Genomic DNA, 19,956 nt, shown 5'->3' with positions numbered 1-19,956 from the left:
GGCCGGTCCGGCGGCCGGTCAGCCGGTGCGCTTGCGGCGGGTGAGCAGGCGGACGACGCCGTCGCCCAGCAATTGCACGATGGTGACGATCACGACGATCACCGCGAGGATGATGTACATGAAGTCGGTCTCGAACCGCTGGTGGCCGTAGGTGAGGGCGAGGGTGCCCAGGCCGCCGCCGCCGACCGCGCCGGCCATGGCGGAGTAGCCGATGAGCGCGATCACGGTGGTGGTGAGGCCGGCGACCAGGGAGGCCAGGGACTGCGGCAGCAGCACCTTGAGGACGACGGTCCAGGTGCCGCCGCCCATCGCCTGGGCGGCTTCGACCAGGCCGTGGTCGACCTCGCGCACGGAGGTCTCCACCAGCCGGGCGAAGAAGGGGATGGCGCCGATGGCGAGCGGCACGATGGCGGCCGTGGGGCCGAAGGCGGTGCCCACCACCCAGCGGGTGAAGGGGATGAGGGCGACCATCATGATGATGAACGGCAGCGAGCGGCCGACGTTGACGACGGCGCCCAGGACCTTGTTGACGACGGTGTTGGCGAGCAGCCCGCCGCGGTCGGTGAGGACCAGGAGGATGCCGAGGGGCAGTCCGCCGAGTGCGGCGATCAGGGTGGACCAGCCGACCATGTAGAGGGTGTCGATGGTGCCCTGCTCCAGCAGGGGCCGCATCTGATCCCAGCCCATCAGGCACCTTCCTTGCTGAGCGCGACGCCGGGGGTGGCGGCTGCGCCGGGTATCTCGACGGTCAGGCCCTGGGCGCGCAGGAAGGCCAGAGCCCGGTCGTTGTCCTCGGGGCGCCCGGGCAGTTCGATGCGCATCCGGCCGACCTGGGCGTCGCCGACGGTGTCCATGGCGGCGCCGAGGATCGACACGTCGATGTCGTGGTCGCGGGCGAGCTGGGAGATGACGGGCCGGCCGGCGCTGCCGCCGTGGAAGGTGATGTCCACCAGGGTGCGGCCGGTGCCGGCGGTGCCGGTGAGCGGGAAGAGTTCGGCGGCGAGGGTGGAGCCCGGGGTGGCGAGCAGGTCGGAGACGACGCCGGATTCCACGATGCGTCCGTCGCGCATCAGGGCCGCGGAGTCGCAGACGGTCTTGACGACGTCCATCTCGTGGGTGATGAGGAGGACGGTCAGGCCGAGCTGCCGGTTGAGGTCGCGCAGCAGCTGGAGGACGGAGCGGGTGGTCTCGGGGTCGAGTGCGGAGGTCGCCTCGTCCGAGAGCAGCACCTTGGGGTCGCCGGCCAGGGCGCGGGCGATGCCGACGCGCTGCTTCTGGCCGCCGGAGAGCTGGGTGGGGTAGGCGCGGGCCTTGTCGGCGAGGCCGACGAGGTCGAGAAGGTCCAGGGCCTTGCGGGCGCGTTCGCGGCGGGTGAGGCCGAGGATCTCCAGCGGCAGCTCGATGTTGCCCTGCACGGTGCGGGCGGAGAGCAGGTTGAAGTGCTGGAAGATCATGCCGATGCGGGTGCGGGCCTCGCGCAGCGGGCGGCCGGCGCGCTTGCCCCGGCCGGCCAGGGCGGTGAGGTCGGTGCCGTCGACGGTGACCGTGCCGGAGGTGGGGCGCTCCAGCAGGTTGACGCAGCGGATCAGGGTGGATTTGCCGGCGCCGCTCTGGCCGATGACGCCGAAGACCTCACCGGGCCGGACGTGGAGGTTCACGCCGTCCAGCGCGGTGACCTCCCGGCCGCGTGAGTGGTAGACCTTGGTGAGGTCCGTGGTCGTGATCACTGGGTTCCCGTCACGGTCGGGTGTCCGGGCGCGCGGCTGGGCGCGCCGGGCACGGGGCAGGTCCACGCGGGGGTTTCGCGGGGACAACGAGAGAGGTGAGCGCGAGGCCGGGGCCGGGCGGATCGTCGCCGGCCGGGTGGCTTTCGGGGTTCGCTTCGGGGCGCGAGACGGCTCTTCGGGGGCCCTCAGCGGTCACACATTCGGCCCCGACAACGAGCACCGGGCATGGGGGCTGCCTCGGTCGTCAGGGCACGATGGCTCGTCGCGGTCATGCCGACCAGTAAAACAGAACGCTTGTGTCCCGTCCCTTATACGGACACTCCTGTCCGAATGGTGGACAGCCGGCCGGCCGGACCCGCTCCCCGCGCCGGGGCCGCCACACCCGCTGTGACCTGCGCGGATACCGGCCGGTCCGGGGTGCGCGCCGGGTGCGTGACGAGCGGGGAGGCGGGGGCGGGTGTGGCCAACGCCACGGTGCGCGCGGCGGGCGGCGGGCGGCGGGCGGGCCGGGGGTGGGTCGGGCCGGGCCGGGGGCGCGCAGTAGAGTCGGCGCCATGCTCACCCCGTTGACGGTCGCGGTCGCCGTGGCCGCGCTGCTGCTGGCCGCCTGGTGCGCGTACGCCGCGTTGCGCGGCCAGCCCGTCAAGGACTGGCACTACCTGGGCATGGCCGTGGTGCTGCTGCTCACGCTCGTGCAGCTGGCGATAGGGGTGGTCCAGCTCTCCGGCGGCCAGCGGCCCTCGGGCGACACCACGGTGGTCTTCGCCTCGTACCTGGTCGCCGTGCCGCTGTGCCTGCCGGTGGTCGCGATGGTCTCGCTGGGCGAACGCTCCCGGTGGGGCTCGGCGACGGTCGCGGCGGGTGCCCTGGTGCTCGCGGTGCTCCAGCTGCGGCTGGACGACGTGTGGGCGGGCGGTGTGAGCGTTGGCTGAGCCCGCCACCCCCGACGCCGCCGTCCCGGCCGGTGCGCCGCGGACGTCCGGCCCGCGCGAGCGCGGGCTGCGGGACGGCCCCGGCCGGCTGCTGGTGACGCTGTACGGCGTGTTCACCGTGGGCGCGGCCTCGCGCTCGCTCTACCAGCTCTCCACCCGCTTCGAGGAGGCACCGCTGGCCTACGCGCTCTCCGCGGTCGCCGCCCTGGTGTACGCCTTCATCACGGTGGCCCTGGTCCGCGGCGGGGAGGGAGCGCGGCGGATCGCGCTCGGGTGCTGCGCCGCCGAGCTGGCCGGGGTACTCGCGGTGGGAACGTGGACGCTGGTGGACCCGTCCGCCTTCCCGGACGCGACCGTGTGGTCGGACTACGGGCGGGGCTATCTGTTCCTGCCGCTCGTGCTGCCGGTGACCGGGCTGCTGTGGCTGCGCCGGTCCCGGCGGCACGAGCGCTGAGAGGGCCGTCGGTCAGGCGCTGGCGGCCAGCTCCCCGGGGCGCGCCCGGGGCACCCGGATCTTCTCCAGGGTGATGACGTTCAGGTGCCGCGACACGTGCTCGGTGGCCACCGGCGCGTAGCCGAGCCGCCGGTACAGCCGCAGGTTGCCCTCGCCGCGCTGGCCGGAGTGCAGCCGGTAGCGGGCGGCGTCGGCCTCGGCCGCGAGGCGCTCTTCGATCCGGTCGAGCAGCCGGCCGCCGAGGCCGTGGCGCTGCATCCGGGGGTGCACGATCAGCCGGCCGATGGAGGCGGTGCCGTCGGCGTCGACGGTGCCGCGTACCGAGCCAACGATCTCCGTGCCCAGCCGGGCCACCAGCACCAGACCGGCCCGCATCTCGGCGCGCAGGTCGTCCGCCGTCTGGGTCAGCGCGTCGATCTGGTAGTCCCCGGCCAGCTCGGCTTCCGCCTGGTAGCACAGGTACTGGAGTTTGAGGATCTGTTCGGCGTCCTGCTCGGCCGCCCTGTCGATCGTGACGCTCATGCCCATGTGCTCACGTCTCCCCAACGAGGTGATGGGCCGGGGCACATGAAGGAGGGTGTGCGCCACCGGCCGGTGAATGCCCTGACGGCGCCCGCCGGTTGTCCGCTCCGGGCGCCCCCAGCATTGTGCTGGCTACCGAGGCGTCTGGGGAGGGTGCGCGGGGTAACTGGCTTGTGAGATGTACGACTGCGCTCCGGGGCATGAGCCCGCGCGCTACGGGAGAAGGGTCAGCGCCGGGCGTCGGCCGCGGCCAGCAGTACGGTGTCGGGATGGTCGGCGTGCAGGCCGTCGATGCCCTGGCCGAGATAGGCGCGGACGGCGCCGAAGACATCGCCGTAGCGTGATCCGTCGCTGCCGTCCCCGGTCCGGAAGTCGGCCGGCAGATAGGCGTTCTCGTTGCGCAGGGTGTAGCCGTGGACGGCCAGGCCGCGGGCGTGGGCGTCGGCGACCAGGGTGGTCGGGGCGGCGAGGGTGTCGTCGGCGTGGCGCGGGATGACCAGGTCGAGGGTGGGGCCGATGAGGTGCGCGTAGCCGGCGATCTCCGCCAGGCCAGCGGGGGTCACCAGATCGGCGACGGTGCGCGGGTCACCGGCCAGCCGGAGGTCCTCGGGGCGGGTCCCGGCGCCGGCCAGCAGCAGGGTGCGGCGGGTGTCGGTCCGTTCCGCCATCCGGCGCAGGCTGTCGGCCTCGAAGCTCTGGACGGTCACGGGCGCGTCGGCACGGTGCAGGCCGTACTCGTGCAGCAGCCGGGCCAGCGGTTCCTCGATGTCCAGGCCGAGGGCGCGGAAGTGGCTGGGGTGTTTGATCTCCAGGTACAGCGGGACGGGCCGGCCGCGCCGCCGGCCCCGGTCCGCGGCCCACTCCAGCACCTCGCGCAGGGTGGGGACGGGCCAGTACCCGTTGTAGAGGGTGTTGTGCGGGCGGCGCCGCGGGAGGCGTTCGACGGCGCCGAGGGTGCCGAGTTCGGCGGCGGTGAAGTCCTCGGTGAACCAGCCCGTCACCTTCTCGCCGTCCACCGTTCCGGTGGTTTCCCGGTCGGCGAACTCGGGGCGGCCGGCGACGTCGGTGGTGCCGGAGATGTCGTTCTCGTGCCGGCACACCAGCTGGTGGTCGCGGGTCGGCACCAGGTCCACCTCGATGGCGTCGGCGCCGAGGTCGAGGGCCAGCTGATAGGCGCCGAGGGTGTGTTCGGGCCGGTAGCCGCTGGCGCCCCGGTGGGCGATGACGGTGGGCACCGGCGGGTCCCCGGCCGCGGACGCGCCACCGTCCTGCCGGCCGGCGCGGGCGACGGCGGCGCCCAGCAGGACGGTGGCGCCGGCTCCGGCGGCCGTCGCGCCGAGTACGGTGCGCCGGGTGAGCGACGTACCGTCGTGGTCCGGGGCCGCTGGGCGGTCTGCCGGCATGGTGCCTCCGTGGGATGTGCGTCAGGGCGATGGTAGGGAGTGGGAAGCGCCCGGACGGGGACCTTCGGGGGCAGAGATGACAAAGGCACATCAAAATCACGTGTCCGCTGCGTGAACCCCGTGCGCCACGAGCGCGGACACGCGAGTATCGTCCTTGAGCTGTGCGCTCCCGAGCACTGGCCACCACCCGACCGGAGGGAACCTTGTCCCGTTTCGTGCTGCTGAAGACGCTGTTCGGCCCCTTGCTGAGGCTCTTCTTCCGCCCCCGCGTGGAGGGTCTGGAGAACGTCCCGGGCGAGGGCCCGGTGGTGCTGGCGGGCAATCACCTGACGTTCATCGACTCGGTCATCCTGCCGCTCATCTCCAAGCGCCAGGTGCACTTCATCGGCAAGGACGAGTACGTCACCGGCCGCTCGCTCAAGGGCCGGATCATGGCCTGGTTCTTCACCGGCGTCGGCATGATCCCGGTGGCCAGGGACGGCGGACACGGCGGTGTGGCGGCGCTGATGACGGGGCTGCGGGTACTGGAGCAGGGCAAGGTCTTCGGCATCTACCCGGAGGGCACCCGCTCCCCCGACGGCCGGCTGTACCGGGGACGTACCGGCATCGCCCGGCTCACGTTGATGTCCGGCGCGCCGGTGGTGCCGTTCGCGATGATCGGCACCGACCGGGTGCAGCCCGGCGGCAAGGGGCTGCCGCGCATCGGACGCGGACGGCGGATCACCGTCCGGTTCGGCACGCCGCTGGACTTCTCCCGGTACGAGGGCATGGACCGCGACCGCTACGTGCTGCGGGCCGTCACCGACGAGGTGATGACCGAGGTGATGCGGCTGTCCGGGCAGGAGTACGTCGACATGTACGCCACCAAGGCGCGGGCCGCCTGACGGCCGCGCCGCACGGGGGCGGGCCGGACCGGCTCAGCTCCAGGGCAGCGCGGAGCGCTCCGCCCAGTACCGCTGCGCGGGGACGGCCAGTTCGGTGAGCCGGGCCAGGTCGCGCGAATCGAGCCGCAGCCCGGCGGCGGCCAGATTGCCCGTCAGCTGGGCCACGGTGGCCGCGCCGGAGAGCACGATCCCCGCCCACGGCCGGTGCAGCACCGCCGCGAGCGCCACGGCGTCCGGCCCGGTGCCGTACCGGCCGGCGATCTCCCGCAGCACCGGCGGGGCGGCCGCACCGGCCAGCCGGCCGTTCGCCATCCCCTCCTTGACGATGACGGTGAGCCCGGCGGCGTGCGCCTCGGCCAGCGCCTCACCCGCGGAGGGCTCCAGCACGTTGAACGTGGACTGCACGGTGCGGAACAGCGGCCCTCCCTCGTACCGCAGCGCGAGCGCCGCGCGGATCGCCTCCGCCTGGGCGGGGCCGCTGGTGGACAGGCCCACGTCCACGCCCGCCGCCCGCAGTCCGGCCAGCCGCTCCAGCACGGCCGGGTCGGTGAGGGCCGGGCTCTGCGGGGTCACCGAGTGGATCTGGTAGAGGTCCAGCCGGTCGCCGAGCAGCGCGGTGCTCTCCGCGTACTGCCGGTCGAAGGTGGCGGCGCTGTGGTCCTTCACCTCATGGGTGTCGGCGTCGCTGCGCCAGTCGGCCGTGTAGGTGTAGCCCCACTTGCTGCCGACGACGACATCGCGGACGGCGGGGCGCTCGCGCAGCCACTCCGCCAGGAACTCCTCGGCCCGGCCGTAGGAGCGCGCCGTGTCCAGATAGCGCACACCGGCGGCGTGGGCGGCGTCCAGCAGCTGGTGGCTGCGCTCGCGCAGGGCGTCGACAGTGCGATCGGCGGGCAGGTCGGCGGCCCGGCCCAGGTTGATGTAACCGGGGCGGCCGACGGCGGCCAGGCCGAGGCCGATCCGGGCGGCCGGGGTCGCGTCGGGGCTGAAACGGGAGAACGCCATGCGGCTCACGCTACCCGGGCCGGATCCGGCAGCGCCCAGGCGGCGGCGCACAGCGCGCGGGCCGCCCGGTCGCCGTAGTGGTCGGCGGCCAGCCAGGCGAGGGCGAACCGCTCGGCGTCGGCGGGGCGCAGCCGGCCGAACACGTCGCGGGTGCGGTCGGCGGCGGCCCGGTGCAGCTCGTCCAGCAGGTCGGCGGCGGTGGACAGCCCGGCGTGCCGCAGCCGCTGACGGTCCGTCTCGACGCTGCCGGGCTGGGCCAGGGCGGGCCGGCCCGCGGCGAGGGCGGCCTGGGTGCGGCGGCGCAGCAGATGCAGCGGGGCGGCGGCGGGCTCGGGTGGGGCGGGGGTGGTGTTGGAGGCGTGGGAGGCGGCGGGGCCGGGGAGGTCCGTACCGGTGAGGTCCGCGTGCTGGAGCCGGTGGTAGCCGAGGTCCACGGGTGCGCGCAGCCCGGGGCCCGGTTCCGTCCCCGGCACCGGGCCGGCCGCGAGCAGCCGCAGCCGGGGGTGGCCGGCCGGGACGAGCCGGGCGATGACGCGCAGCCGCAGCCCCGGGGTGGCGGCCAGCCACCGCAGATTGTGCCGGTGGGCGAGGTCCTGGTGTTCGTCGGCGGGGGCGATCCGCACCGTCAGGCCCGCGCACGCGGCGGCCAGCACGTCCGGGGCGCCCGGCTCCCGGACCGGGCCGAGCACGGTGAGGTCGGTGAAGATCAGTCCGGCGGCGGAACCGGGCTCGGCGGTGTCGAGGGCGCGGGCGATCTGCTGATCGAGCGGGGTACGCCACAGGGCGGCGGCCGGCTCCTGGTGCCACGGCACGCCCTGGGCCCGTACCGCCCGCACCCCGCGTCCGGCGCCCAGCCGCCGGTCCGGGGAGACGGTGGCGCCGGACACGATCAGTCCGCCCCTGGCCAGCTCATGGTGGGTGCAGGCCGCGTCGCCCAGCCGGACGGTGCGCCGGGCCGCGCCTGCCGCGCGGGCCGCGCCGCCGGGGGCCACGTCCGGGAGGGCGAACAGCGCTCCGTCCGCGTCCACCGTCCAGGTCACCACCCCGGCGTGGCCGCTGCGGGCGAGGACCGGCTCGCAGCACAGCCCGTACAGCCGCAGTGAACCGCCGGGGGTGTACGGGCGGCGGGCGGTGCCGCGCAGGGCGGCGTGGTCGGGGCCACCGGGGGCGGGCGGGCGGCGCAGGGCGTGGCAGACCAGCAGCAGTTCCTGGACGGTGGCGGTCAGCTCGGCCAGCCGGTGTCCCGGATCAGCGGCCCGGGCGGCCCGCAGCCCGTTGACGGTGGCGACGGCGAGGGCGGCGGGCCGGTACAGACCGGCGAGGCGGGCGGCGTGGGCGGCGTGCAGCAGCTCCGCCTGGAGCAGCGCACCCGCTCCCTCGATGCCGCTCTCCAGCACGGCGGCGCCGGCCTGCCACAGAGCGGTGGCCGCGGCCCACCGGTCCGGGCCGGCCGGGGCGGAGGCAACCGCGGAGGTGTCGGGTACGGGGGCGGCCGGCGGTGCGTCCGGGTCATCGGGACCGCCCGGGGTATCCGCCGCCTCCGCCGTTGCCGCCGCCTTCGACTCGTCCTCCGGCCGCTCCTCGGCCACCGGCGCCAGCGCGGCGACGGCCGCCCGGTGCACACAGTCGGGGGCCAGCAGACAGCCACAGCGGATGGCGTCCGCCGTGGCCACCGCCCCGGTGGGAGCGTGCAGTTCGAGGGTGGTGTCGTCGTCGACGGCGATCCGCACCGTGGCGCCGTCCGTGCTGCGGGGGCGGGCGGCGAGTTTCGCGGCGGCGGCGTCGAGCCGCTTGCGCAGCCGGGGGCTGAGGGCCCGCGCCAGCTCGGCGGTGACCTCGGGCGCGACAGGGGGCAGCGCGACGGAGTCGGCGGCGGTATCGGTCATCATCTGCTTCCGGGTGTGCGGGGCGGGAGTGATCGGGCGGGGGTGCGGCGGCGGGCGGGTCAGCGGATCCGGTCCCCCACCCAGCGGGCGAGTTCCAGCGGGCTCACGGCGGCGATGGGCATCCCGGCCGCCACGAGCCGGCCCGCGGTGCCGGTGCTGTAGCGCGGTCGTCCGCTGTCGTCGAGGCTGGCGCAGCCCAGCAGGTGACAGCCGGAGTCGACCAGTGCCCGGACCTCGGCGAGCAGGCCGCCCAGCGGATAGCCCTCCTCGAAGTCGCTGACGACCACCACCAGCGTGCGGGAGGGAACGGTGACCAGGGACCTGGCGTGCCGCAGCCCGGCCGCGATGTGGGTGCCGCCGCCGATCTGCACTTCCAGCAGCAGCGCGAGCGGGTCGTGCACCTGCCCGGTGAAGTCCACGACTTCGGTGGAGAAGGCGAGGAAGTGCGTGCTCAGCGCGGGTACCCCGGCCAGGATGGAGGCGGTCAGCGCCGACCAGATGGTGGACGCCTCCATGGAGCCGGAGACATCCGTCACCAGGATCAGCCGCCAGTCGGCGGAGCGCCGGGCCCGGCTGCGGAACACCGGGCGCTCCGGCACCAGCCGCAGCTGCCCGTCCGGACCGTGGTGCGCGGTGCCGAGGTTGGCGCGCACCGTTCGGGACAGGTCGAGCCCGCCGGACGGCCGCCGGCTGGGCCGGGGCTGGACGGCCCCGGTGAGGGCGGGCCGCAGCCGCGTGGCGAGCTGCCGGGTCAGTTCGTCCACCAGGCGCCGCACCAGGGGCCGCAGGGCCGCCATTCTCGCCTCCGGGAGGCCCCCGGCGTGCTGGAGGACGGTGCGCAGCAGTTCGACGGAGGGCCTGGCCCGGTCGGGGTCGAGCGCGAAGACGGCATCGGTGCGGCCGGCCGCGACGGCGGCGGCCAGTACCTCTTCGCGGATGCCGGGGCCGAAGAGGGCGGCCAGTTCACCGGCCCACTCCCGCACACCGGGGTAGGCGGCCTCCCGGCCGCCGCCGCTGCCCGCGCCCACCAGGTCGCCGCCCGCGCCTTCCCCGCGGCCGGTTCCGTACAGCTCGTCCAGCGCGGTGGCGATCGGCCGCGCCCGGTCGGCCAGCCGTTCCGTGCCCCGTCCGAGCACCAGCCGCCAGCGGTCCTGCGGCCCGATGAGCCGGTCGGCCACGTCGTCCGGCCCGGTGCGGAGGGGGTTCGGCCCGGCGCTGTCGGGCGGGCCTCCCCACTGCGCGGGTACGGGCCGCGCCGCGGCGCCGGGAGCGGTACCCGCCGCGGAGACCTCCCCGCCCGGCGATGCCGGATCATCCACTCCCCCGGTGACCGGAACCCGGCCGACGCCGGAACGGTCCCCCGAACCCGCAGCGGAGATCTCCCCGCCCAGCGGCCCGGGGCCACCCACTCCCCCGGCGTCCGGGGCGGACTCCGTACCGACGGGCGGTGCAGCGCGGTCCGGGCCGTCCGCGCCGCCGGGGGCCGTCCCATGGGGGGCGGGCGCGGTGCCGGCCGGGGCGCCGGTGGGCCAGGGGCGGGTGGCCGGCTCGGCCGCTCGTCCGGTGTCCGGGGCTGCCTCCGCGCCGGCCGGGTCCGCGGCACGATCGCCGGTCGGGGATGCGCCGCGCCCGGTCGGCCGGGGCGCGTCCGTTCCGGTGGGGCCGGCAGGCTGCGCGCCACCGCGCGCCGCGTCCGGTCCCGGCGGCAGCGCTGTGGCCGGGGAGGTGCTGTGCGGTGGGGGCAGGAGGCCGAGGGCGGCCAGGTGCTCACGGGCCGTCAGGTCCGCCGTCGTCCAGTGGGCCAGGGTGGTGGCGTCCGTGTCGGACACCGCGGTCAACGGGGCGCCCAGGGTGTCCTCCACGGTGGCCAGCAGGCGGTCGCGGGCGGCCGGGCTGAGGGTGTCGAAGCCGCCGCGCAGCGCGGGCAGGCGCTCCAGGAAACGGCGGTCGGGGAGGTGGATCACGCGCTCCAGCAGCGGCGCCAGCGCCTGGGGTGCGGTCTCCAGCAGTGGCCCCGCCGCGGTGAGCAGGCCGGTCAGCCGGGCGCCGAGCGCCGTCCTGGCGTCCGGGGTGGTGGCGTTGTCCACCCAGGACGCCACCCGCTCCCCGAGGGCGTGGGGCGGCTGTTGTCCGAGCAGGACCCGTACGGCGTGGGCCGCGCCCGACATGAGCGGTGAGCCGTCGCGGGCCAGCCGGGTGAGCGCGTCGGTGAGGCGGAGGCCGCCGGACGCGTCGGCGCGGTGGGCGAGCTCCAGCAGGGCCCGGGCGTCGGCCGGGTCCTCCGAGCCGGTCAGGCCGTCCACCTGCCGCACGGCCGCGTCGGTGAGCAGGGCGACGGTGGGGGCGGTCGGGGCGGCGGGCTCGCGCAGCCGGTCCAGCAGGGTGAGTGCCGCCAGGAGTTCGGGCAGGGTGCCGGAGGCGGGTACCACGGCGGCCAGCTCGGCGAGCCGTTCGCCCGCCAGGGCGTCCAGTTCGCACGCGGCGGCCTCCGCGAGGCCGGTGATCACCTGGGCGGCGGTGGGGCCGCCCGCCTCCCGCTCACCGCGGTGCCGGCCGCGCAGGGTGCCCTCGGCGGCCTGGGCGGCGGTGACCCCGCGCACCCCCACGGCCTCCAGCATCGCGGCGGTGGCCGGGGTCCAGGCCACCTGCCAGCGGGTGGTGACCGCCTCGGCGCCGCCCGCCGCGCTGACCTCGCCCTCGGTGGCGTAGGGGATGCCGCAGACGGTGAGCCGGCGCAGCAGGACGTCGCGGCGCCGGTCGCGCTCGGAGCGGCGCGGGTCCAGGCGCAGTTCGCGCTCGGTCCCGGCTCTCCGGCCGCCGTCCGGGCCGGGCAGGCCGAGTGCGGCGAGTTCCCGTTCGACGGCCGGTGCCAGCCCGCCGCGGGGGGCGGCCGGGGCCGGTCGGCCGGTGCGGTCGCCGACCAGGACCCGTTCCAGGGCGCGGGAGACGGCACGGCCCCGGCCCAGGGGTTCGCCCTGGGCGAGGGTGCTCTGGACGGCTTCGACGAGTTCGCCGCGCCCCGGCGCGGGCAGTCCGCGCAGCCGGGCGAGGTCGGTGGCGAGCCGGACGATCTCGCGGGCGTCGGCGGGACCGCTCGGGTGGTCCTGGGCCCGCAGCCCGGCGCAGATGCGGACGGCGGTGCGGGTGAGGGCCTCGGTCAGCCGTTCCGGGTCGCCGGCCGCCGCGAGGACCTGGTGCTGCCATTCGGGGTCGCGGATGCCGGCCGGGTAGCCGGAGCGTTCGTCGAGCAGCGCGTAGGTGTACGGGATGAGGGAGACCGTCCAGGGCGGCGTGTCGGCGGGTGACGGCTCCGGGGCGGGCTCGGGAGCCGGTTCCCGGAGGGCGGTGACGGTGAGGGCGGGCGCGTGGAAGGCCCCGATGACGGCCGCGGCCCGGCGTCCCCCGGCCGCCGCCGTGGCCAGGTGCGCCCGCATGCACGCCTCCCGGCGCAGGTCGAGCGGGTCGACGCCGCCGCCGGTCTCGGCGTCCCGGCGCAGCGCCCAGCCGGCCAGCAGGGCGGCGCGGCGCAGCGCTTCGGGCCCGGACCCGGGGGCGCCGACCTCGACCAGCCGGTCCCACAGGTCGTCGCCGTCGCGGCCGGTGAGCCGGGCCCGCATGGCGTGTTCGAGGCCGGGGGGCCGGGCGCCGGTGCGGCGCGGCCGGCGCCAGGCGGGGTCGCCGAGCGGCAGGTCGGCGGCGACGGCGGGGACGCCGCGGCGGGCGGCCCAGCGCAGGGCCACCAGCTCGGGCGAGAAGTCGGCGAAGGGGTAGAACGCCGGCCCGGTGAGCTGCGTGCCGTCCTCGGGGTGGGCGGGGACGGCCGCCAGCGCCACGGGGGCGCGGGTCTCCGGGTGGGCGAGCCAGGGCAGCCAGTCCTGGAGGTCCGCGGGGAGTTCGACGTACAGCACCTCGGGTCCTGCCGCGTCCAGCAGGGCGGGCAGGGCGGCGGCCAGGGACGGCGCGTGGTGCCGTACCCCGATCAGCAGGGCGCCGGCCGGGTCGGTCAGCTCGCCGAGCACCGCCCGGGCCCGTTCGGTGTCGGCCCCGGGACCGGGGTCCACGGTGCGGGTCATCGGTCAGTCCTCCAGTACGGCGCGCAGGTCCCACAGGGTGCGCCAGGTGGTCGCGCCGGCCTCGGCCCGCCGCCGGACGGCACCGTCCCAGTAGCCGAGCAGCCGGGCGGCGTCGGCGGGGTCGTCCTTGCGGACGACGCCCAGCAGATGGCCGGGGAGCAGCCGCAGCGGGTCGCGTCCCGCGGGGAAGTAGGCGGTGGCCAGGCCCAGTGCGGTGGCCACGGACACCGCCTCGGCGGTGCTCATCACGGTGGAGGGGCGCTCCACTTCCCAGCCCTCGGCGGTGCGCCCGCCGCGCAGTTCGCGGAAGGCGGTGACCAGGACTTCCAGCACGGTGTCGTCGACGCCGTAGCGGGCGCCGGTGCGTTCGACGGCGGCCCGGGCCTGGCGGCGTACCAGGGCGGTCTCGGTGTCGAGGTCGGCGATGGGGCCCACCGTCTCGAAGTTGAAGCGCCGTTTGAGGGCGGCGGACATCTCGGAGACGCCCTTGTCCCGGAGGTTGGCGGTGGCGATCAGGGCGAAGCCGGGGGCGGCGTGCAGCTGGGCGTCCGGGCCGCCGGCGAGTTCGGGGACGGCGACCCGCCGTTCGGAGAGCAGGGAGACCAGTGCGTCCTGGACCTCCGGCAGGCAGCGGGTGATCTCCTCGACGCGGGCGACGGCTCCGGTGGTCATGGCGCTGAGCACCGGGGAGGGCACCAGGGCGGTGCGGCTGGGGCCCTGGGCGAGCAGCAGGGCGTAGTTCCAGCCGTACTTGAGCTGGTCCTCGGTGGTGCCCGCGGTGCCCTGGACGGTCAGCGCGCTGGTGCCGCAGACGGCGGCGGCCAGCAGTTCGGAGAGCAGGGACTTGGCGGTGCCGGGCTCACCGACGAGCAGCAGTCCGCGTTCACCGGCCAGGGTGATGACGCAGCGCTCCACGAGGGCGCGTTCGCCGACGAACTTCTGCTCGATGACGAGGCGGCGGGGCAGTCCGCCGGGGGCCTCGGCGTCGGCGGGCAGGGCGAGCGGTTCTCCGGCGCTGCCCATCACGAAGGTGACGACGGCGTGCGGGGTGAGCCGCCAGCCGGGCGGGCGGGGGCCGGTGTCGTGGGCGGCGAGGAAGGCGAGTTCGGTGGCGTACCGGTCCTCGGGCGGGACGATCTGCCGGGTGTCCCCGGCGGGCGGGGTGGCGGTGGCGGCGGTGGTCATCGGCGGCCCTTCCTGGTGGCGCGGGTGGTGAGTTCTTCGTAGGCGGGGGCGTCGCCCTCGGTGGTGCGGGCCCAGGCGCGCCGGAACAGGTCGGGCACGGAGCCCATCGGCACCGGGCGGGAGCGGGCGGAGCCGTCGTACAGGCTCTCCTTCCAGATCTCCATGGGGAGCCGGGGTGCCTGGTGGGGCTGCCAGCCGCCGGGCAGGAACAGGGTGCGGCCGGCACGCGGCCGTTTGGCCTCCACCACCAGGCCGGTGGCGGCGAGTTCGGCTCTGGCGCGCTTGCTGCGGGCGGGCTTCCAGCCGGTCCAGTGGGTGAGCCGGCGGTCGGTGGGGTCGGGCAGGGCGAGCAGTTGGAGGTAGAGCGCGGCGGCGTCCCGGCCGAGGCCGTGCGCGGTGGCGGCCTCGGTGACCAGGTCGGGGACGGAGAACTCGGGGTCCTGGGCGTGGCCGGTGCCCGGCTGCGGGCCGAGGCCGGCGGCGGTGGCCTCGGTGATGCCCTCGCCGAGGAGGGTGCTCACCGACCAGAGCGGGTTGTAGCCGCCCGGGCCGGTGAGCCCGGTCAGCAGGCCGAAGGCCGGGTCGTCGGCGCCCTTGAGGGCTGCCGGGCGCACCAGCACGGTCTCGCTGGATCCGTAGGACGGGATGAGGACGAACACCTCGCCGACCGGGGTGAAGCCGTCCCGGTCCGCGCCGCCCGTCTCGGGCAGGCCGTGCGCCTGGCGCAGGGCGGCCGACAGTTGCCGGCCGTCGGGCAGCCAGGTGTAGCCCACGGCGAGCAGCAGCCCGGGGTCGGTGAGCCGGTGGCGCAGTGCGGCCAGGGCGTCGGGGAGCGCGGCGCGCAGCGGGTCGCCGTACGGCAGGACGTAGGCGAGGTTCAGCAGGGTCTGGGCGGCGCGGCTGAGGTCGCCGAGGGCGGGTATGGCGGCCGGGTCGTCGGCGGCCAGTTCGGTGTACTCGTGGTGGTGCTGCTTCTGGGACACCGGGCGCTGGGTGGTGGTGCGGGTGATCCAGGGCACGCGGCCCGGGTTGAGCACGGTGAGCGCGGAGGACGCCTCGCCCTGGCCGAGTTCGGTCATGGTGTCCTCGGCGGGCAGCCGCAGGCCGCCGAAGTGGTGCTGCCAGCGGGCGATGGCGGCTGCCGTGTCCGGGCCGGTCTCCCACAGCTGCGGAAGGTCGGCGGGGAGCAGGGCGCCCGTCACCTCGGAGAGATCGCCGTGGCGGCTGAGGGCCGTCAGCAGTTCCCCGGCGATCTTGGCGGTGCCGGCCTTGAGACCGATGGTGGCGGCGGTGGCGGCGCCGGGCTCGTCGGGGAGGGCGGCCAGCAGCAGGGCGGCGCGGGCGGGGCCGGCGCCGGTGCCGGCGGCGAGCGCGTCGACGGCTTCCGGGCGCCAGGGCGCCGGGCCGCGCTCGCGGACCAGGGCGACGAGTTCGGCGGCCCGCTCGGCGGTCACCGTGGTGTCCAGGGGCTGTTCGTCGCTGTGCGTGAACTGGGCGACGGGGCCGAAGACGCCCTGCGGGTCGCGGTCGAGGGCGATCCAGCAGGCGTGGTCCCGGTCGTGGCAGCCCGGCTGCCTGCCGAGGATGACGACGGTGCGCTCCCCGTGGCGCAGTACCTGTCCGGCCCGGCGCTGGTCGCGGCCTTCGGCGCGGAGCAGCACGGTGCGCACGGTGCCGGGGGTTCCGGTGAGCGGCCCTTCGGCGAGGGCGGAGAGCAGCAGGAGGAGCGCTTCGCGTGCGCTCTCGCCGGTGGCGGGGGCGGTGGCGCGGTGGCACAGGGCGGGCAGCGCGGGGAGCAGCCGGGGCCAGCCTCCGCCGCCGGGCGCGGTGCCCTCGTCGGTGGTCCAGCCGCCGGCCAGGGTCTCCTCGCGGTGGCGCTTGATCAGCGGGCGGCCGGTGGCCGGCCGGCCGGCGATCACCTGCTGGACGGCGCGGATCTGCTGGAGCGTCAGCCAGGACTTCTGGGGGTGGTAGACGGATCCGGAGCCGGTGACGAGCCCGGTGACGGCCGCCGCGATGGTGCGGTCCTCGCCGTGCTCCGGGCGGTAGTCCTCGAACATCTCCTGCTCCCGGCGGACCTCGGCGGGCTGCGGGGGCCGCACGAAGCGTTCGAGCGAGCGGCACAGGCGTTCGGTAACGACCACGACGCCGGCCACGCCCTTGCGCAGCGCGGGGTCGGTGATGTCCGGCAGGGCGCGGGCGACGACGGCGGCCAGGGTCTGCTGCCATCCCCGGTCCCGTTCCTTCTGCTGTTCGGGGGTGAGGGTGCCGCCGCTGCGGGCGGTGGCGAGCGCTTGTTCGTGCTGCTCGCGGGCCTCGGTGACGGCCGCGATCAGATCGGCGGCCTGCTCGTCGGTCAGGGCGCGCAGGGCGAGCGAGCCGGCGGTGTCGCGGGGGCGCAGCGCGTGCCAGTGCGGAAGGGGGGCCAGGAGGGGGGTGCCGGCGGCGTAGTCCTGGTGCCGGCGGCCCTTCTGGGCCCGGCCGAGCGCGCCGGTGGCCTGCGGGGCGCCGTCGTCGTACAGGCTGACGCTGTCGCCCTGGACGGCCACCACGGGCCGGGCGCCGCCGGGCAGCAGCAGGGAGCCGACCGGCATCGGCCCGGAGGTCTCTCCGGCGTCGGTCAGGCTGACGGTGCGTCCGTCGGTGCCGCCGGCCCGGACGTCGCCGGTGGTGGCGTCGTACCGGGTCCACCAGCCGAGCAGGGCGCCGTCGGTGCCCAGCGGGGTGTTCTCCAGGCCCGGGGCCAGGGGCACCAGGGCGCAGTTCTCCTGACGGAGTTCGCCGGGGCCCTCGGCGGCGGTCGCCAGGAACGCGGGGAGCGAGGCGCGCCCGCCCTCGCCGGTGTGCGGGTCGTACTCCGTCCACACCGGGCGGCTGCGGTGCGAGAGCCGCCAGTGTCCGGTGCCGTCGCTCATCACGTAGCGCACGGTCGGCAGTTGGGTGTCGCCGGCGCGCAGCGTGCCGGTTCCGGTGGCGGCGCCGCCGCCGGGCAGCGGGTGCGAGGTGGGTGCGGGGGCGGTGCGCCAGTGGGCGGAGCCGCGGTAGGTGGGGGTGAAGATCTCGGCCGGGCGGCTGGACCAGTAGGCACGGAGCTTGCCGTCCTGCCGCCACTGGACGAACAGTTCGCCGTCGACGTAGCGGAAGTCCGGGGTGTACCAGCTGTCGATGCGGTCGGGGATGCGCAGCGGGTGGTCGAGCAGGATCTCGTCGGGACCCACGACCAGGGCGCGCTCGGGGTTGGCGAGGATGAGCACCGGCCAGGAGGAGTCCTCCAGCGCGAACCAGCCGTTCTTGCCGGTGGACCGGCCGGTGGCGTCCAGCCGGCGTACGGCCTTGTCCAGGGCGGGCCAGCCGAGTTCGTCGATGATGCCGGCCCGCAGGGTGTGGGCGAGCACGGGGGCCGTGCGGTGGCCGGCGATCCGGGCCACGGCCCGCGGGTTCACCTCGGCGGCCACCGTACGGAAGGATTGCAGGGTGCTGAGCACGGCGTCGGCGCCGGGGAGGCCGGGGGATCGGGTGAACTCCTCGGCGCGCGCGGCCAGCCAGTCGTGCAGCACGACGCGCAGCACGGGGTGGGTGGCGATCTGTTCGAGCCGGCGCCGGGAGTCGCGGTGGCGGCCGAGGTCGCCGACGGCCGTCGAGAGCAGTGGCGCGAAGCGCGGGTCGGCGGCGACGGCCGCCAGGTCGCGGCGTTCGCCGGCCGGCTGGGCGAGCCACTGCTCCAGGTCGCGGCTCCAGCCGCCGGAGCCCTCGGGGGCGGCGACCGGGATGCCGTTGGCGAGGGCGACGTCGAGGAGTTCGAGATCGGTGCGGCCGTAGCGGCCGGCGGCGGCGATGGTGGTGGGCCGGCCCGCTGTACGCAGCCGGGGCGCCATCCGCACGACGAGGGCGTAGGTGAGCGGGGAGCGGTCGGTGCGCTGCCAGCCGCTGCGCAGGTGGGCCGCCCAGCGGCTGAGCCAGTCGGCCGCGTCCACGCCCGGTGCCCCGCCGCCGGTGTCCGGCGCGGTGAGCAGGTCCTGGGCGCCGGCGTCGGCGAGCAGGCTCAGCCACAGCGTGTCGGCCGCCTCGTCGGTGGCGGTCGCGGGGATGAACTCCAGCAGCCGGCGCCGGACGGCCGGCTCGTCGGCGGCGAGCGCGACGATCGGCTCCCGGTAGGACTGCCAGAAGGACAGCGGGGCGCGCACGACGGCCGGGGAGGCCAGCAGTTCGCGCAGCAGGTCCCGTTCCTCGCGGGCCTGGTCGAGCCCGGCGGCGCGCAGCAGGGCGCGGGCATCCTGCGGGAGCGAGGCGTACGGGGGCAGGCCGGCGGCGCAGCGCTCGACGGTCAGCTGCCGGAACTCGGCCCAGGCGGCGTCGGGCGACAGCCGGGCGGTGAGGTCCTTGAGGTGTTCCTTGAGGGCCTTGACGGTGAGGGCGCCCGCGAAGGCGAACTCCAGGAAGACGGCGCGCTGCCGTGCCTCGTCGATCTCCAGGGAGTGCACGCGCTCGGCGGCGCGGGCCTTGCCGAAGAAGGCGGCGGCGTACTGGGTGTTGTCGTGGGTGAGGAAGACGCGGGCGGCCTGCTCGTAGAAGGTGGGCAGGAAGTGCGGGGCGGAGCGGTCGAGCCGGGTGCCGAGCGCGTCGAACCCGTCCTTGGCCGCGCCGGCCCGGGTGGCGGCCATGGCGGCGAGCCGTTCGATGTCCTGGACGAGGGCGAGGGCGTGGTGGCCGTTGGCCGGGTCGTTGACCAGGGCCCAGGCGGGGAAGCCCAGGGTTTCGCGGCGCACCTGGCCGATGGTGGGGGCGTCCGGCTCCCGGGTCAGGCCGAGGAAGTCCAGCGCCAGGTCCTCGGCCTCGCCGAGGGTGCCGGGGACCAGGCGGACGACGGTGCGGCCGGGCAGCACCGGATGGCGGTAGCTGCGGGCGGTCAGGGTGTCGGTGTCGTCGCCGGTGAGGGTGGCGGGCGGCAGGATGGCGCCGGCTTCCAGCAGGGCCGCGGCCCGCTCCTCGCCGGTGGCCGGGGTGGTGATGGTGGTGTCGTTGCCGCTCATGCCCGCTCCTCGCTGCTCTTGATGTCCCGGCCCGCGTAGAGGTCCGCGGCCATGCGCATGCCTTCCGACCAGGCCACCGGGCCCACGTCGCCGAGGGTCAGCGCGGTTCCGTCCTCGGTGGTCCAGCCCAGCGGGCCGGTCTCCGCCTCGTCGTAGCCGGCGTCGCCGAGCCACATCCGGGCCTCGATGGTGCGGCCGTCCTCGACGACGGACAGGACGGCCTGGCCGCCGCGCACCCGGTAGCCGTGGGAGACGGCGCGGCCGGCCAGGAAGCGGAAGCGCTGGTAGACGCCGCCCGCGTAGGTGTCGACGGACGAGGCGCGCGGGTCCTCGGTGGTGCGCCGGAACACCTCGCGGTGCAGTTGCTGCACGCCCTGCCGCAGGTCGAGTTCGGTGGCGAAGTCGCGCAGTTCGTCCAGGTCGTCCAGGAGGACGGGGTGGGGCACCCGGACCCGGTCGGGGCTGATGCGGACGCTGTCGCCGTCCAGGTCGACCAGGCCCAGGCCACGGACTCCGTCGGCGTCGCGCAGGTAACCGGCCACCGTGCCGTCGGTGTCGGTGATGACCAGGTCGCGCAGCGCCGCCTGCCAGGCGGTGTCCGGCCACAGGGCGACGAGGGCGGCGGTGGGGACGGGCAGGGAGCGGATCATCCAGCGCTCCACCGTGGCCAGGCACTCGCGCTGGTGCCGGTCGAGCCATTCGGTCAGCTGCCGCAGTCCGACGACCGCCGGGTCGTCCGCGATCTTCGGGGGCACGGTCTTCAGCTGCCGGCCCTTCGCGTTGCGGCAGATGACCTTGCCGCCGTCGTCGAGCGCCACCTCATAGGCGCCCGCGCTGATCCACCCCATCACCATC

13 protein-coding genes are annotated in these 19,956 nt (G+C 76.1%); 3 read left to right on the top strand and 10 right to left on the bottom strand.

Going from position 1 to position 19,956, the window contains the following annotated elements; translation table 11 throughout:
• Positions 1-18: 18 nt before the first annotated feature.
• Together BM385_RS06065 and BM385_RS06060 are read right to left on the bottom strand one after the other, a co-directional pair.
• Positions 19-687 carry a methionine ABC transporter permease gene (locus BM385_RS06065; protein ID WP_019435067.1) on the bottom strand — a complete coding sequence of 223 codons (669 nt, stop codon included), beginning with the start codon at positions 685-687 and terminating at the stop codon, positions 19-21.
• The gene (locus BM385_RS06060; RefSeq protein ID WP_093842393.1) at positions 687-1,727 is read right to left on the bottom strand and encodes a methionine ABC transporter ATP-binding protein; all 1,041 of its coding nucleotides are present in this window, start codon (positions 1,725-1,727) and stop codon (positions 687-689) included. Before BM385_RS06060 ends, BM385_RS06065 begins: the two co-directional genes overlap by 1 nt.
• A gap of 554 nt (positions 1,728-2,281) precedes the next feature.
• On the opposite strand from BM385_RS06060, the gene BM385_RS06055 reads away from it, so the two are divergent.
• Entirely contained in the window at positions 2,282-2,659 is a 378-nt protein-coding gene (locus BM385_RS06055; protein WP_019435065.1) for a hypothetical protein, read from the top strand.
• Positions 2,652-3,113, top strand: coding sequence for a hypothetical protein (locus BM385_RS06050; protein WP_019435064.1), 462 nt, complete (start codon positions 2,652-2,654; stop codon positions 3,111-3,113). The genes BM385_RS06055 and BM385_RS06050 overlap by 8 nt, the downstream gene beginning before the upstream one ends.
• Before the next feature lie 12 nt (positions 3,114-3,125).
• On the opposite strand, the gene BM385_RS06045 is transcribed toward BM385_RS06050, so the two are convergent.
• Positions 3,126-3,641 (bottom strand): GNAT family N-acetyltransferase, encoded by a 516-nt coding sequence (locus BM385_RS06045; RefSeq protein WP_019435063.1) that lies wholly within the window; start codon positions 3,639-3,641, stop codon positions 3,126-3,128.
• 221 nt (positions 3,642-3,862) lie between these two features.
• A complete protein-coding gene (locus BM385_RS06040) occupies positions 3,863-5,038 on the bottom strand; it encodes a glycerophosphodiester phosphodiesterase family protein (protein ID WP_093842392.1) in 1,176 nt (391 codons plus the stop codon).
• Positions 5,039-5,241: 203 nt separating this feature from the next.
• Between BM385_RS06040 and BM385_RS06035 the strand changes: the two genes are divergently transcribed.
• The gene (locus BM385_RS06035; protein WP_093842391.1) at positions 5,242-5,922 is read left to right on the top strand and encodes a lysophospholipid acyltransferase family protein; all 681 of its coding nucleotides are present in this window, start codon (positions 5,242-5,244) and stop codon (positions 5,920-5,922) included.
• Positions 5,923-5,955: 33 nt separating this feature from the next.
• On the opposite strand, the gene BM385_RS06030 is transcribed toward BM385_RS06035, so the two are convergent.
• From BM385_RS06030 to BM385_RS06005, 6 genes are read right to left on the bottom strand one after another with little or no spacing between them, the layout of a single operon-like run.
• Positions 5,956-6,927, bottom strand: coding sequence for an aldo/keto reductase (locus BM385_RS06030; protein WP_093842390.1), 972 nt, complete (start codon positions 6,925-6,927; stop codon positions 5,956-5,958).
• 5 nt (positions 6,928-6,932) lie between these two features.
• Positions 6,933-8,816, bottom strand: coding sequence for a hypothetical protein (locus tag BM385_RS06025; RefSeq protein ID WP_093842389.1), 1,884 nt, complete (start codon positions 8,814-8,816; stop codon positions 6,933-6,935).
• A 56-nt stretch (positions 8,817-8,872) separates the two neighbouring features.
• Positions 8,873-12,886 carry a vWA domain-containing protein gene (locus BM385_RS06020; protein ID WP_093842388.1) on the bottom strand — a complete coding sequence of 1,338 codons (4,014 nt, stop codon included), beginning with the start codon at positions 12,884-12,886 and terminating at the stop codon, positions 8,873-8,875.
• 3 nt (positions 12,887-12,889) lie between these two features.
• Positions 12,890-14,071, bottom strand: coding sequence for an ATP-binding protein (locus BM385_RS06015; protein ID WP_019435057.1), 1,182 nt, complete (start codon positions 14,069-14,071; stop codon positions 12,890-12,892).
• On the bottom strand, positions 14,068-19,101 hold the full coding sequence (locus tag BM385_RS06010; protein WP_093842387.1) for a hypothetical protein: 5,034 nt from the start codon (positions 19,099-19,101) through the stop codon (positions 14,068-14,070). Before BM385_RS06010 ends, BM385_RS06015 begins: the two co-directional genes overlap by 4 nt.
• Positions 19,098-19,949 (bottom strand): DUF4132 domain-containing protein, encoded by an 852-nt coding sequence (locus BM385_RS06005; protein WP_093842386.1) that lies wholly within the window; start codon positions 19,947-19,949, stop codon positions 19,098-19,100. Before BM385_RS06005 ends, BM385_RS06010 begins: the two co-directional genes overlap by 4 nt.
• Positions 19,950-19,956: the final 7 nt, after the last annotated feature.

It is taken from the genome of Streptomyces harbinensis, from assembly GCF_900116145.1.
GTDB classification, from domain to species: domain Bacteria; phylum Actinomycetota; class Actinomycetes; order Streptomycetales; family Streptomycetaceae; genus Streptomyces; species Streptomyces carpaticus.
Note: the sequence above shows the minus strand (reverse complement) of the source record. Positions and strands in the feature narration are given on the sequence as shown.

Coding starts and splice junctions, on each gene's coding strand:
- BM385_RS06065 (WP_019435067.1), bottom strand. CDS start 687: ATGGGCTGGGATCAGATGCGGCCCCTGCTGGAGCAGGGCACCATCGAC.
- BM385_RS06055 (WP_019435065.1), top strand. CDS start 2,282: ATGCTCACCCCGTTGACGGTCGCGGTCGCCGTGGCCGCGCTGCTGCTG.
- BM385_RS06045 (WP_019435063.1), bottom strand. CDS start 3,641: ATGGGCATGAGCGTCACGATCGACAGGGCGGCCGAGCAGGACGCCGAA.
- BM385_RS06040 (WP_093842392.1), bottom strand. CDS start 5,038: ATGCCGGCAGACCGCCCAGCGGCCCCGGACCACGACGGTACGTCGCTC.
- BM385_RS06030 (WP_093842390.1), bottom strand. CDS start 6,927: ATGGCGTTCTCCCGTTTCAGCCCCGACGCGACCCCGGCCGCCCGGATC.
- BM385_RS06025 (WP_093842389.1), bottom strand. CDS start 8,816: ATGATGACCGATACCGCCGCCGACTCCGTCGCGCTGCCCCCTGTCGCG.
- BM385_RS06020 (WP_093842388.1), bottom strand. CDS start 12,886: ATGACCCGCACCGTGGACCCCGGTCCCGGGGCCGACACCGAACGGGCC.
- BM385_RS06015 (WP_019435057.1), bottom strand. CDS start 14,071: ATGACCACCGCCGCCACCGCCACCCCGCCCGCCGGGGACACCCGGCAG.
- BM385_RS06010 (WP_093842387.1), bottom strand. CDS start 19,101: ATGAGCGGCAACGACACCACCATCACCACCCCGGCCACCGGCGAGGAG.
- BM385_RS06005 (WP_093842386.1), bottom strand. CDS start 19,949: ATGGGGTGGATCAGCGCGGGCGCCTATGAGGTGGCGCTCGACGACGGC.